At 58.4% G+C, this 12,883-nt stretch carries 12 protein-coding genes; 1 reads left to right on the top strand and 11 read right to left on the bottom strand.

The genetic code is table 11. From position 1 onward, the window contains the following. Positions 1-34 precede the first annotated feature (34 nt). From bhcD to bhcA, 4 genes are all read right to left on the bottom strand, one after another. Positions 35-1,000, bottom strand: coding sequence for an iminosuccinate reductase BhcD (gene bhcD, locus VDP61_RS02130; RefSeq protein WP_323005283.1), 966 nt, complete (start codon positions 998-1,000; stop codon positions 35-37). A 140-nt stretch (positions 1,001-1,140) separates the two neighbouring features. Then, positions 1,141-2,304 (bottom strand): 3-hydroxy-D-aspartate aldolase BhcC, encoded by a 1,164-nt coding sequence (gene bhcC, locus VDP61_RS02125; RefSeq protein ID WP_323005282.1) that lies wholly within the window; start codon positions 2,302-2,304, stop codon positions 1,141-1,143. Beyond that, positions 2,301-3,272 carry a beta-hydroxyaspartate dehydratase BhcB gene (bhcB, locus tag VDP61_RS02120; protein WP_323005281.1) on the bottom strand — a complete coding sequence of 324 codons (972 nt, stop codon included), beginning with the start codon at positions 3,270-3,272 and terminating at the stop codon, positions 2,301-2,303. The genes bhcC and bhcB overlap by 4 nt, the downstream gene beginning before the upstream one ends. Positions 3,273-3,290: 18 nt before the next feature. Next, a complete protein-coding gene (gene bhcA / locus VDP61_RS02115) occupies positions 3,291-4,481 on the bottom strand; it encodes an L-aspartate--glyoxylate aminotransferase BhcA (protein ID WP_323005280.1) in 1,191 nt (396 codons plus the stop codon). Between the two features lie 194 nt (positions 4,482-4,675). Here bhcA and bhcR point away from each other — a divergent pair, with 194 nt between their 5' ends. Further along, positions 4,676-5,488 carry an HTH-type transcriptional regulator BhcR gene (gene bhcR / locus VDP61_RS02110; RefSeq protein WP_323005279.1) on the top strand — a complete coding sequence of 271 codons (813 nt, stop codon included), beginning with the start codon at positions 4,676-4,678 and terminating at the stop codon, positions 5,486-5,488. Positions 5,489-5,505: 17 nt separating this feature from the next. On the opposite strand, the gene VDP61_RS02105 is transcribed toward bhcR, so the two are convergent. The 7 genes from VDP61_RS02105 to VDP61_RS02075 form a co-directional block, all read right to left on the bottom strand. After that, complete coding sequence (locus VDP61_RS02105) at positions 5,506-6,342, bottom strand: bifunctional allantoicase/(S)-ureidoglycine aminohydrolase (RefSeq protein ID WP_323005278.1); 837 nt, start codon at positions 6,340-6,342, stop codon at positions 5,506-5,508. A gap of 205 nt (positions 6,343-6,547) precedes the next feature. After that, positions 6,548-7,576 (bottom strand): trans-3-hydroxy-L-proline dehydratase, encoded by a 1,029-nt coding sequence (locus VDP61_RS02100; RefSeq protein ID WP_323005277.1) that lies wholly within the window; start codon positions 7,574-7,576, stop codon positions 6,548-6,550. A 1-nt stretch (position 7,577) separates the two neighbouring features. Next, the gene (locus tag VDP61_RS02095; protein WP_323005276.1) at positions 7,578-9,257 is read right to left on the bottom strand and encodes an aconitase X; all 1,680 of its coding nucleotides are present in this window, start codon (positions 9,255-9,257) and stop codon (positions 7,578-7,580) included. Next, positions 9,254-10,255 (bottom strand): 4-hydroxyproline epimerase, encoded by a 1,002-nt coding sequence (locus VDP61_RS02090; protein WP_323005275.1) that lies wholly within the window; start codon positions 10,253-10,255, stop codon positions 9,254-9,256. Before VDP61_RS02090 ends, VDP61_RS02095 begins: the two co-directional genes overlap by 4 nt. Positions 10,256-10,266: 11 nt before the next feature. Further along, positions 10,267-11,490: an NAD(P)/FAD-dependent oxidoreductase gene (locus tag VDP61_RS02085; RefSeq protein ID WP_323005274.1), complete on the bottom strand. Its 1,224-nt coding sequence runs from the start codon at positions 11,488-11,490 to the stop codon at positions 10,267-10,269. 15 nt (positions 11,491-11,505) lie between these two features. Then, positions 11,506-12,228 (bottom strand): amino acid ABC transporter ATP-binding protein, encoded by a 723-nt coding sequence (locus tag VDP61_RS02080; protein ID WP_323005273.1) that lies wholly within the window; start codon positions 12,226-12,228, stop codon positions 11,506-11,508. Beyond that, positions 12,221-12,874 carry an amino acid ABC transporter permease gene (locus VDP61_RS02075; protein WP_323005272.1) on the bottom strand — a complete coding sequence of 218 codons (654 nt, stop codon included), beginning with the start codon at positions 12,872-12,874 and terminating at the stop codon, positions 12,221-12,223. Before VDP61_RS02075 ends, VDP61_RS02080 begins: the two co-directional genes overlap by 8 nt. Between the last annotated feature and the right edge of the window lie 9 nt (positions 12,875-12,883).

Below are 12,883 nucleotides of genomic sequence, written 5' to 3'. Positions count from 1 at the left end.
TTTTTGTGTGGCGTTCCTCTGCGGCGCTTTTGCCCTAAAAATCAACCTCGATGGCAACCCCTTTGGCAATCGCCAGATCAACCGCCGCCGCTGCGACCGCCAAGTCCTGCAAGCCAACGCCGGTGCCGTCGAACAGTGTCACCTCGGCCTCGGTCTTGCGGCCCGCATGGGTGCCGTTGATCACCGCGCCCAATTCGGTAATGGCGGATTGATGCAAGCTGCCCTTGGCAATCGCGTGCTGGCATTCGCCAATCGTCACCGATTGCGCAATCTCATCGGTAAAGACGCTGGCACGGGCGACCAGTGCTGCTTCGACCTCTTGCTTGCCTTTGGTATCGGTGCCCATGCAGGCGATATGCGTGCCGGGTTTGACATGGATGTCTTTCAGAATTGCAGTATGTGCAGACACGATGGTCACGATCACATCCGATTGCGCGCCAAGCGCTTCCAGCGAAACACTGTCAAACGGCAGGCCGATCTCATCGGCCACAGCCTTTAGCGATGCCAGTTTTTCAGGGCTGCGGTTCCAGGCAATGACCCGCTCAAACCCGCGCTGCTCGACTATGGCGCGCAGTTGGAACGCGGCCTGATGACCCGCACCGACAATGCCCAGAACTTTGGCATCCTTGCGCGCCAGATAGGCGACCGAAACAGCGGCGGCGGCGGCAGTGCGCAACGCGGTCAACAGGTTACCCCCCACGACCGCCCGGCATTTTCCGGTATCTGCGTCAAACAAGAACACGGTGGATTGGTGGTTGGTCAGCCCCTTGGCCATATTGCCCGGCCAATAGCCACCGGATTTCAGCCCAAGATGAAGCGCCTGACGGTCAAACCCGGATTTGAACCCATAAAGCGCATCGGCGTGGCCGATCGCCTCACGGATCACCGGAAAATTATAGGCAGATTTGGATGCCATTGAAGCAAACACACCCGCAACCGCCTCAAAACTCGCCTTGCGGTCCATTAAACCCGCAATCATCGCCTCAGGAACAATCCACATAGCAGCCCTTTCCACAAGGCAAAGGCCTTGCTTTCTTTTCGGTAAAAATATCCCACGGGGGTCTTGGTTGGTACGCCACTGGTTCGAGAACCAGCCGAGGCGGGGGCGTAAAACCCCCGCGGTTGATCACAAGCCCGATCTTAAAACGCTTTGCCGCGGGCTGAAACCGGCCAAACCACCTCAACCTTGCCGCCACGAACACCGACATACCAATCATGCACATTGCAGGTCGGGTCACAGTGGCCAGGTACAAGCCGCAGCTTGTCATTGACCTTCAGCACCCCATCAGGGTCGCTTACCACGCCATGCTCATCCGAACATTTCAGGTATTTCACGTCATCGCGGCCAAAGATTGTGGGCAGGCCGCTATCAACCGACTGCGCCTTTAGGCCCGCATCCACGATTGCCTTGTCCGCCTTGGAGTGGCTCATGACTGTTGTCAGGATAAACAGCGCATTTTCCCATTCTCCCTGGTCAATCCGCTTGCCGTTTTCATCCAGAATACGGCCATAGTCAGCATCCATGAACGCATAGGATCCGCACTGCAGCTCGTTGTAGACGTTAGAATTACTTTCGAACTGATAAGACCCGGTTCCACCACCGCCAACGATATCGCAGTCAAGCCCGTTGCTTTTCAGGCCCTGAACCGCATCTGCCACCTGTGCGATTGCCAACGCCAGCTTTGCCTTGCGGTCAGCGAAAATATCCATGTGCTGCATCGCGCCCTGATAGGCTTGGATGCCAGCAAATTTCAGGCCCGGTGCTGCGTCAATCAACTTGGCAATATGCACCACGTCCTGGGTGGTGCTTACGCCACAACGGCCGGCACCGCAGTCAATCTCGACCAGACATTCGATCTGCGTGCCATGCCTGACAGCGGCAGCCGACAGATTGGCAACATTCTCGGGGTCATCGACACAGACCAGAACACGGCATCCCAGCTTGGGCATGCGGGCCAGACGGTCGATCTTGGCAGGGTCGGTTACCTGATTGGAAACCATCACATCCTTGATGCCACCGCGCGCGAATACCTCTGCCTCGGATACTTTCTGGCAGCAAACACCGACAGAGCCGCCCAGTTTCTCTTGCAACTTGGCCACATCGACCGATTTGTGCATTTTTCCGTGCACGCGGTGGCGCATGCCGTGTGCCTTTGCGTAATCCCCCATCTTTTTGATGTTGCGCTCCAGCGCGTCCAGATCAAGGATCAGGCACGGGGTCTGGATATCCGCCTCATCCATGCCCGGCTTTGCGGGAATGTCATAGCCCACGTCGAATTTGTCAAAGTTCACAGATGCGTTCATTTCAAGCCTCCAAATTCAGGGCGCTGCCAAGGCAGCAGATCAAGATCGACGTTGCCGCCGGTAATCACCACGCCGACGCGCATGCCGGCAAAGATCTTTTTGTTTTTAAGGATAGTCGCCAAAGGCACCGCACTTGATGGCTCCATCACAATTTTCATCCGTTTCCAGATCAGCTTCATCGCCTCAACGATGTCTGCTTCTGATGCCGTCAGAATGTCGGTGACGTGATTGGAAACGAAATGCCACGTCAGGTCTTTCAGCGGCACTTTCAACCCATCTGCGATGGTTTCGGGCGCATCATCCGCAATGATGTGCCCGGCTTTGAAGCTGCGACAGGCGTCATCGGCCTGCTCCGGCTCGGCGGCATAAATTTTTACCGATGGTGCCAGATTGGACAGGGTCAGACAGGTGCCGGAAATCATCCCGCCACCACCGATCGGGGCGATAACCGCATCAAGCCCTGCGACCTGCTCCAGCATCTCGCGCGAACAGGTGCCTTGCCCGGCGATCACACGATGATCGTTATAGGGATGCACAAATTCGGCCCCGGTTTTCGCGACAACCTCGGCGAATACCGCCTCACGGCTGGTGGTTGATGGCTCGCATTCCACAACCACGCCGCCATAGCCGCGCACAGCGTCTTTCTTGGCTTGCGGGGCGGTATGCGGCATTACGACTGTGCACGGAATGCCCCGACGCCCGGCCGCATAGGACAAACATGTCCCATGGTTGCCGCTTGAATGGGTGGCCACGCCGCGCTTTGCCTGCGCATCCGTCAGGCCGAACACGGCATTAGAGGCCCCGCGTGCCTTGAACGCACCTGCCTTTTGCAGGTTCTCGCATTTGAAGAACAGCTCGGCCCCTGTCAGGGTGTTGATGAACTCTGACGTCAAGACCGGGGTTCGGTGGATATAAGGCTTGATTCGCTCATGCGCGACAAGCATGTCGGCGAGGGTGGGGATATACATCTTGGGTCGGTCCTTTCTTTACGCGGCCAAACGGCTGCTTTTGCCAGACCCGATACGGTAGTATTCCTGCGCCGCAGCAACACCCGAACCCAGTTTTATCGCCAGCCCCAGATCAACCATCACCATCTCGGCCGTCGCCAGGCCCGATAACATCATCGCATCCGTCAGGCTGCCCAGATGGCCGATGCGGAACAGTTTGCCCGCAACCTCGCCAAGGCCTACACCAAAGGCCATACCATAATCGCGGGCGGCCACGGTCACGATGTCGGTCGCGTTGAACCCTTCGGGGGTGCAAATCGCCGACACGGTGTCGGAATAAACATCAGGACTGGTTGCGCACAGCTTCAGCCCCCAGGCCGCAACGGCCAAACGCACGCCCTCGGCGATGCGGTGATGGCGGGCAAAGACATTTTCCAGACCCTCGGCCTGAATCATCTCCAGCGACAGTTTCAACCCGTTCATCAGGCCAACCGGTGGCGTATAGGGAAAGGCGTTGTTGGCATAGCCCTTGGCCATGTCCCGCACATCAAAGAAGGTCCGTGGCAGCTTGGCGGTCTCAACCGCTTTCATCGCTTTTTCGCTAAGGCCGACAATCGCCAGACCGGCAGGCAGCATGAAACCCTTTTGTGACCCGGTAACGGCAACATCAACGCCCCATTCATCCATCCGAAAATCCATCGAGCCGATAGAAGATACGCCATCCACAAACAGCATCGCCGGGTGACCTGCTGCATCCAGTGCCTTGCGCAGCGCGGCAATATCCGATTTCACGCCGGTTGCGGTTTCATTATGGGTTGCCAGAACCACCTTGATCTTGTGGTCCTTGTCGGCACGCAGCGCGTCTTCGTATTTGTCGGCAGGAATACCATTGCCCCACGGGGTTTCAACCACGGTCACATTCAGGCCATGACGCTGGCACATATCAATCCAGCGATGGCTGAACATGCCGTTGCGGGCCGCCAGAACACCGTCGCCTGCTGAAAGCGTGTTGCTTAATGCGGCTTCCCAGCCACCCGTGCCGGTCGATGGAAAGATGAAGATATGGGCGCTTTCAGATTTCAGAACCTTGCGCACACCGTCAAGGCAAGGGTGCAAGATCTTGCCGAACACAGGCGAGCGGTGGTCAATCGTCGGCATGTAACAGGCCTGCCGAATAGCTTCGGGCATGTTGGTCGGGCCGGGAATGAAAACAGGGTTCTGAAAGCTCATGACAATCTCCTCGTTTGGGTTAATCTATTTGTAGGGCGCACCATATTTTTTCACAATTTTTTTGAAAACAGATTTCATTTTGCATGAATGAGTCTATTGTTGTTTATTTACAGGTATTTGTAATTTTTCACTGATTGTATGGAATTATCAGGAAAAATTTGATGGTGTTGATAGAAAGCTAGGGAAAGATGATAATGGACAGCGATAACCGTAACCGAGGCCGCCCGAAAAAGTTTCAGGAGTCTGAAACCCCGATCACCATTCAAGCCGTTGACCGTGCGATTGATGTCTTGGAGGCGCTGTCCAAAGGCGGGGCCTTGACCCTGTCGGAACTGGCCAAGCGGATGGATCAATCGCCCGCTACGCTTTACCGTGTTCTGTCCACCTTTCAGGCGCGGGGCATGGTTGAAAACGAACCGCTGACGCAAGAATGGTCTGTTGGGGCCAGCGCCTTTCGCATTGGTGCCAGCTTTTTACGGCGCAGCAACGTGACCGCCCGCGCCTTGCCCGCCATGCGCCATCTGATGGAAGCAACGGGCGAAACCTCAAACCTTGGTATTGAAAAATCGGGTATGGTGATCTTTATCAGTCAGGTGGAAACTCACGAATCCATTCGCGCCTTTTTCCCCCCCGGCACGCAAGCCCCGATGCATTCATCCGGCATCGGCAAGGCCCTGCTCAGCACTTTTTCGGATGCCCGCCTGCACAAGTTTTTACAAGACGGCCCGTTTGAAAAATTCACCCCGCAAACGATTGTGACACAAGATGGGCTGTTGTCCGAAATGCAGGCGATCCGTGCCAAGGGTTTTGCCTTTGACAATGAAGAGAAAAGCAACGGCATGCGGTGCATAGCCGCCCCCATACTGAATTTTCAGGGGCAAGCCGTTGCCGGGATTTCCATTTCTGGCCCCTCGCACCGCGTTACGCAGGATAATGTTGCGCAGTTTGGGGCCTTGGTCAAAGCCGCCGCCGAGGACGTGTCTCGTAGCCTCGGCGCCGAACTTTAGGGGGAACGCCGCTGCGGTTATCTGGCCAACCCGCCCGAGAACCGCATGTGCCGGTTCACATCCTTATAGAGAAGATAGCGGAATGGCCCCGGCCCACCAGCGTAGCAAGCCTGAGGGCAAAAGGCCCGCAACCACATATAATCGCCGGCCTCTACCTCGACCCAGTCTTGATTAAGCCGGTAAACCGCCTTGCCTTCCAGAACGTAAAGCCCATGTTCCATCACATGTGTTTCCGCAAAGGGGATAACCGCGCCGGGCTGGAAGGTTACCACTGTCACATGCATATCATGCCGCATATCGGCCATATCGACAAACCGGGTGGTCGCCCATTTGCCATCGGTGCCCGCCATCCCGGTGGGGGCCACATCATTTTCGTTGGTCACAAACGCCTCTGGCACATCCAGACCATCGACGTATTCATACGCCTTTCGGATCCAGTGAAACTTGGCCGAGGCCTGACTGTTGTTCTTGATCGTCCAGTTGCAGCCCGGCGGCAGAAACGCGTAACCGCCTTCGGTCATCACATGGGTCTGGCCTTCGATCGTAACGTCTATCGTGCCGGTCACAACGAACAGAACCGCCTCGGCAGTCTTGTCCAGCTCGGGCCGGTCAGAGCCGCCACCCGGCTGTATATCGGCAATATATTGCGAAAAGGTTTCGGCAAAACCTGACAGCGGCCGCGACAAAACCCAGAAACGTGCACCCGTCCAGAAAGGCAGAAAGCTGGTTACGATGTCACTGAACGTGCCTTTGGGAATAACCGCATAGGCATCGGTAAACATCGCCCTGTCGGTCAACAATTGCGTTTGCGGCGGAAGCCCCCCGACCGGCGCATAATAGGAATTTTTTGACATGACAGGCCTTTCTGGAAATCCACCCACAAGATCTATCCAACAGGTTTCGCCGCCACTTTCCAATGAGATTGTGTTGATTGATCACGAGATGATCTTACAAAAAAAAATTGGCAATATGCGGGCGTTTCAGGCCATCAGCCTTGTAAAGGCAAGCCTGACCAGCCGCGGCAGAGAAAGCGGCCCAGCCACCAGGCCAGCCCGGTCTTTACTTTGCCCCCCAGGTATCGGTCAACCGATAGCCTTCGGGCCAGGGGTCAGATGGGTCAAGCATATGCTGGTGGATGCCGGTTATCCAACCGCGCCCCGACAGTTCCGGGATAACGGCGGCATGGTTGCCCACCGTCGTTTCGCCCACAATCCGCCCGGCAAAGGTAGAGCCGATCACCGACACGATTGTCAGCCGATCTTCTGGCCCCATCTGCCCTTTGGCATGCAGCACCGCCATCCGTGCCGAAAGTGCCGTGCCGGTGGGGGAACGGTCTACCTTGCCGGGCTGGATCGCGACTGCTGATCCCGCCCGCAATTCATTCCCGTCGCGCGTGACCGGGCCCGCAAACAGGCAAAAGGAAAAATGTGTCCAATCGGGGTTTTCAGGGTGGTGAAAGCGCAGTTGTGCATTGGCGGCATTGGTGATTTTTACCCCCATCCTGGCGATGAAATGCGCCTCATCCGCCACCAGATTCAGCCCCAAGGCCTCGGCATCGACGATCACGAAACTGTCGCCGCCGTAAGCGGTATCAACGGTCAGGGTGCCAAGCCCCTCTACCTCTAGCGTCACGCCCAGTTCGGCGGCGAAACTGGGCAGGTTTTGCACGAAAATCCGCTCGGCCTTGCCATTCTTGCACTCGGCGCGCACATGCACCAAACCGCCCGGTGCCTCCAGCACCATATGGGTTTCCGGTTCCTGCATCGGAAACAGGCCCCCATCCAGCAGCACTGTCGCCACGCAGATAGAGTTGGACCCAGACATCGGTGGCGTATCCTCCGGCTCCATGATGATAAACGCAGCATCGGCGCGCGGGTCGCGTGGCGGCACCAGCAGGTTCACATGGCGAAAGACACCGCCGCGCGGCTCATTCAGGACAAAGTTGCGCAGGGTCTGATCCTGCGCAATCCAGCGCGATTGCGCCCAGATGGTATCGCCGGGCGGGGGCAGAACGCCGCCCACAATCACATCGCCCACTTCGCCTTCGGCATGGGCCGAGATGACATGAATGGTCTTGCTGCTGCGCATTTTATACCTCTTTTAGCCAATCGGGTGGGGTTGCCGGGGCCTGCCCCGTGCGCGCCGCAATGGCGCAATCGGCAAGTGACCCAAACCGCACCGCGCGGCCACTTAGCCCCGGTGCGTAATGGGCGTATTTGCCGGAATTGGTCATCAGGGTTTTGGCGGTGGTGGGAAAGACCGGCTCGGTGATCGAACACCAGCAGATATCCGGGATGACCCGCGCGCCAAACGATTCCAGCCGCGCCAGCGTGCCATCGGCGCGAATATCGGCCAGCACGTTCTGGCCCACAGTTACAATCACCTCGGTCGTTGCAGCCCGCGTACCTGTGGCCAGTTCAGCCAGCGCGCGGCATTCACTGGCCGCGAAATGTGGGCTGCCAAAGGCAACCAGATCAACCTGCCGTGGCGCTTGGTTCAGCTCGGCCCAGACGCGGGCCAGATCGGCTGGGGTGACGGTGATACACTCATCCGGCATCACAAAATCGGACGCCTCGGGCGTGTGGCCCGCGACATGCAGCATTGGCGCGGCCGAGGTGGTGCCAAAGGCCGCGCACATCGCTTTCAGGTCATCCTGGCTGGGCGCTGTACCTTCCAACCCGGTAAGCACCGGAATCCGGTCGGGCGCCAACTGCCCCGCGATATAGCCCAGCATCGGCCAAAGCGCATCGTCATGGCCGGCGGGCAGATCAACATGCAAGCGGCGGCGCGGCGCACGATTGGCGGGCAAATAGACGCCCGATAGTGGCGCGCGGCCTGTCATTGCAATGAAAAGATCAAGATAATCCGGGTGTTTTACCGTCCGCGCCGCCAGCACCGTATTGGCAAAAATCACCGCATTTGATTCCGACCAGCCGATATTTTCCCCGGCTTTCGGGGCGCTGTCCAAAAGATAGGGCGCACAGGTGAAACTGGGCCGCGCCCCCATTTGAACATAGGCATCGGCCAGACGCGCGGCCTTTAGCCCGAACACCGGCGGCACGCCTTGGTCGCGCCAATTGCCATGATCGACCGAGATCGCGTTGATCGTGGTCGGTATCGTCACCCGCCCCCCCATCTGCGCCATGGTTTCGGCAAAGCGCAGGTTGGCTTCATTGGCAAGGATACAGCCGTCGATATGGCCTTGGGTTACGTCGATCAGGTCGGTGGCACCTTGCAGCGCCGCCATGGCACAGATCACCTCCATCGCGATGCGTTGGGCGGGGCCATCATCACCACGCAGCATCGCACGGTCTGCATCGGTCAGCGCAAGATCGGGCACTGGCAACGCCGCCAATGGCAGGGCCATACCATCAACCATCAGCGCCTTATCAGTCAGCTCGGCGGTTTTGGCGGCCGCTGCCTTGGCAAAGCTCGCCGCCTCCAACCGCAAAACCGGGATAGGCCGGTCAAACATCCGCGCCGCGATCATGGCGCCAAGGGTCACAACATCCTCGGCCTCGCGAAATACAAAGGCAGCAGGGGCAATGCCGTTCAGCGCAAGGTCAAGCATCACGCCGCTACCGCTGCATGACCCGCGCGTCGTGGGCATCACCAGCACGCGGCCAGAAATTGACTGCCCATGCAGCGGATGATGCGCGTCGATCACCAGCCCCGTCAGCGGGTCAACCCCGCCCCAAAAAGACAGGCCCTCAGCCGTCGCCAGAATATCACCCTTGGCGCGACCGGGGATAACCGCGTATCCCGTCACTTTACGACAAAGCCATGCGCAAAGGGGTCGCGATCATCAATGAATATGGTGTTGATGCCGGTCACCCGCGCCCATCCGGCGATTGAGGGGATAATGGCGGGCTTGCCAGCGACAGTTGTCGCCGCCTCTACCCGGCCCTTGAACAGCGATCCGATGATGCTTTCATGCACAAATTCATCGCCCACGGCCAGCTTGCCCTTGGCCGCCAGTTGCGCCATCCGCGACGATGTGCCGGTGCCGCAGGGTGAACGGTCAATCGCCTTGTCACCGTACAGCACCGCATTGCGGCCATGCGCCGATGGGTCACGCGCAGCACCTGTCCACAAGATATGGCTCAGCCCGCAAATGGCGGGGTGTTCGGGGTGGATGAACTCATACTTTTCATTCAGCGCATCGCGCAGCTTGCGGCCCAGATGCACCAGCTCGCCCGCCGAGTAATCGGCCATATCGCGGAAATTTTTCTGCGGGTCCACAATGGCATAGAAATTGCCGCCATAGGCCACATCAACCACCACTTCGCCCATGCCCTCGACCTGCGCCGTCAGCCCTTCGGAATGGAGGAAGCCGGGGACGTTGGTCAGGCGCACTTCTTCGATAAAGCGGCCTTCCTGTTGGTAGGTTACATCAACCCGCCCCGCAGGCGTATCCAGCCGCAAGGTGCCGGGGGTGGACGGGCGGATAAGCCCGTTTTCCAGTGCAATCGTCACCGTGCCAATCGTGCCATGCCCACACATCGGCAGGCAGCCCGAGGTTTCAATAAACAGCACGGCAACATCACAATCATCACGCGTTGGCGGGAACAGGATTGATCCCGACATCTGGTCATGGCCGCGGGGTTCAAACATCAACCCGGTGCGGATCCAGTCATATTCCGCCAGAAAATGCGCGCGCTTTTCCAGCATGGTAGCGCCTTTCAGCATCGGCGCGCCGCCAGTGACAAGGCGCACAGGGTTGCCGCAGGTATGGCCGTCAATACAGGGGAAAGTGTAGGTCGTCATGGTGTCAGCTTTCAAAAACGCGATGGAGCGAAGGGGGTAAGATCAAGGCCGGGCGCTTTGCCCGCCAGCAGGTCTGCGACAATTTCGGCTGTGCCTGCGCATTGGGTCAGGCCCAGATGGCCATGACCAAAGGCGCAGATCGTGTTGGGCTGGCCGGGCAGCGCACCAATCGCGGGCAGGCTGTCGGGCATGGACGGGCGAAACCCCATCCATTGCACCCCGTTTGAGGTATCAAGCGCGGGCAAAAACCGTTTGGCTTTGGTCAGCATCGCGTCGGCGCGCGCATAGTTCGGGGGCAGCTTCAACCCGCCCAATTCCACGGCGCCGCCAACCCGAATACCCGAAGAAAGTCGCGTGATAACAAAGCCATGGCCGCCAAATGTGACCTGACAGCGCAGATCAATAGCAGAGGCGGGCAGGGTGGTGTTATAGCCACGCTCGGTTTCCAGCGGAATTTTTACGCCGGCGGTCCGGGCCAGCAGATGCGAGAACGCCCCCGCAGCCAGCACCACACGGCCTTTCATTACGCCCGCCGATGTTTCCACGCCATCCGGCAACAACCGCAGCGCCTCGGCAATCACGACCTCGCCACCATTCGCGCGAAAGCGTTCCGCCAAAGCGATGGTAAAATCCTTGGGGTCAGCAATTGAAAACCAACCCGGCGTAAAGGTGGCATGGGTAAAGCGGGCATCAAGGCCGGGTTGCTTGGCGGCAATCGCCTCGCCGGTCAGATGCTCAAACTCAATCCCCGCCTCGGCGCGTGTGGCCCAGCTTGGCAGGCTGGCGTCAAATTCGCCCTTGCCCTCATAGACTTGCAACTGCCCATCGCGGCGCAGCATTGACGTCAGGCCATGCTGCGCCAAAAACGGCTCCAGCGCGGCCTTTGACAGGGCCATCAACCCGGTTTGCGCGATGGTCGATGCCCGTACTTGCCCCGGCCAGCTTGCCCGCCAAAACCGCAGCATCCACGGCGCGATTTTCAACGCATAGCGCGGTGGCACCGTCAGCGGGCCCAGCGGATCAAGCAGCCATTTCGGCGCTTGCCGGATCACGCGGGGCGAGGCCAGCGGCAGAATGTCGGTAAAGGCAAACGCGCCCGCATTGCCCGCCGACGCCCCCGCGCATACCCCTTCCCGGTCAATCACGCGCACTGAAAACCCACGCGCCTGCGCAGCAAGCGCAATGGAAAGCCCCACCACACCCGCGCCGATAACGACGACCTTTGCCGATTTCATGGTCTTATGCTTTCGTTAGCGAATGTTTGACAGAAACGCTTGCGTTTCCGGGTGCTGCGGCGCGCCAAAGAATTCGGCAGGCGGTGCAATCTCGGCCATGATGCCCTTGTGAAAAAACGCCACCCGGTCCGACACATCGCGCGCAAAGCTCATCTCATGCGTGACGCAGATCATGGTCATGCCCTTGTCGGCCAGCATTTTCAGCGTATCCAGCACCTCACCCACCAGCTGCGGGTCAAGCGCCGAAGTCACCTCATCAAACAGCATATAGTCGGGCGACATCGCCAGTGCGCGCGCAATAGACATACGCTGTTGCTGCCCACCCGAAAGCCGCCCCGGATAAACCGCCGCTTTTTCTGCAAGGCCCACCGCTGTCAACTGCTTCATGGCAATTTCTTCGGCCTCGGCCTTGCCCATCCCCAACACCTTGCGCGGCGCGAGCGTGACGTTTTCCAGCACCGTCAGATGCGGAAAGGCGTTGAACTGCTGAAACACGATGCCGATCTTGCGGCGCAGCTTGTTCAGATCGGTGGATTTCGCGTGAACCTCGGTGCCATCAACAAGAATGGTCCCGGAATTGATCGGCTCCAAGCCGTTGATACAGGTCAGCAGCGTGGATTTGCCAGAGCCGGACCCACCAATAACAGAAAGCACTTCGCCGTTTTTAACCGTCAGGTTGATGCCTTTCAGCACCTCCAACGCGCCAAAGGATTTGTAGACGTCTTTAATCTCAATCATTGGACCACCGTTTTTCCAGATAACCACCCAGACGGGCGATTGGGAAGCTGATAAGGAAATAGAACAAACCGCCAATGGTCAGCAGGAACAACGGCTCTTGCAGGCGGGTGATCAATATCTGCGTCGATTTCAAAAGTTCGGTTACCTGCACCACATAGACCAGCGCGGAATCCTTCATCACGCCCAGCGCAAGGCCAATCCAGCTTGGCAAGGCCACGCGCGTCGCCAGTGGGGCCACGATATAGCGCATATCCTGAAACCAGTTCAGCCCAAGCGACCGCGCGGCGCGGCGGGTGGTAAACGGTACCGCCTCAATCCCGCCCCGCACGATTTCCGAACAATAGGCGGCGGTGTAAAAGGTCAAAACCCCGCAGGCCACCGTAAAGCCCGAGATTTGCAACCGCAGCACAATCCCCAGAAACGCATTGACCAGCACTAGCTGGATAAGCAGCGGGATTGACCGGAAAATATCCAGCACAAAGGTAACCGGCGCGCCCCACCATGGGCCAACCTGATAGCGCAGAACCCCAAAGAATATGCCGAAAATCGTGCCCAGAAACACCGAGATGATGGTGACAAGAATGGTTATCCAGGCGCCTTGCGCCAGAAACATCACATCCTCGAATGACATTGACGTGTTAAACATGGCCAGCCC

Source organism: Pseudorhodobacter sp., assembly GCF_034675685.1.
Taxonomy (GTDB): domain Bacteria; phylum Pseudomonadota; class Alphaproteobacteria; order Rhodobacterales; family Rhodobacteraceae; genus Pseudorhodobacter.
This window is presented reverse-complemented; position numbering and strand designations above follow the sequence as displayed.

Bases quoted from the DNA above. Each gene is read 5' to 3' on its own strand.
- bhcD (WP_323005283.1), bottom strand. From the start codon at position 1,000: ATGTGGATTGTTCCTGAGGCGATGATTGCGGGTTTAATGGACCGCAAG.
- bhcC (WP_323005282.1), bottom strand. From the start codon at position 2,304: ATGAACGCATCTGTGAACTTTGACAAATTCGACGTGGGCTATGACATT.
- bhcB (WP_323005281.1), bottom strand. From the start codon at position 3,272: ATGTATATCCCCACCCTCGCCGACATGCTTGTCGCGCATGAGCGAATC.
- bhcA (WP_323005280.1), bottom strand. From the start codon at position 4,481: ATGAGCTTTCAGAACCCTGTTTTCATTCCCGGCCCGACCAACATGCCC.
- bhcR (WP_323005279.1), top strand. From the start codon at position 4,676: ATGGACAGCGATAACCGTAACCGAGGCCGCCCGAAAAAGTTTCAGGAG.
- VDP61_RS02105 (WP_323005278.1), bottom strand. From the start codon at position 6,342: ATGTCAAAAAATTCCTATTATGCGCCGGTCGGGGGGCTTCCGCCGCAA.
- VDP61_RS02100 (WP_323005277.1), bottom strand. From the start codon at position 7,576: ATGCGCAGCAGCAAGACCATTCATGTCATCTCGGCCCATGCCGAAGGC.
- VDP61_RS02090 (WP_323005275.1), bottom strand. From the start codon at position 10,255: ATGACGACCTACACTTTCCCCTGTATTGACGGCCATACCTGCGGCAAC.
- VDP61_RS02085 (WP_323005274.1), bottom strand. From the start codon at position 11,490: ATGAAATCGGCAAAGGTCGTCGTTATCGGCGCGGGTGTGGTGGGGCTT.
- VDP61_RS02080 (WP_323005273.1), bottom strand. From the start codon at position 12,228: ATGATTGAGATTAAAGACGTCTACAAATCCTTTGGCGCGTTGGAGGTG.
- VDP61_RS02075 (WP_323005272.1), bottom strand. From the start codon at position 12,874: ATGTTTAACACGTCAATGTCATTCGAGGATGTGATGTTTCTGGCGCAA.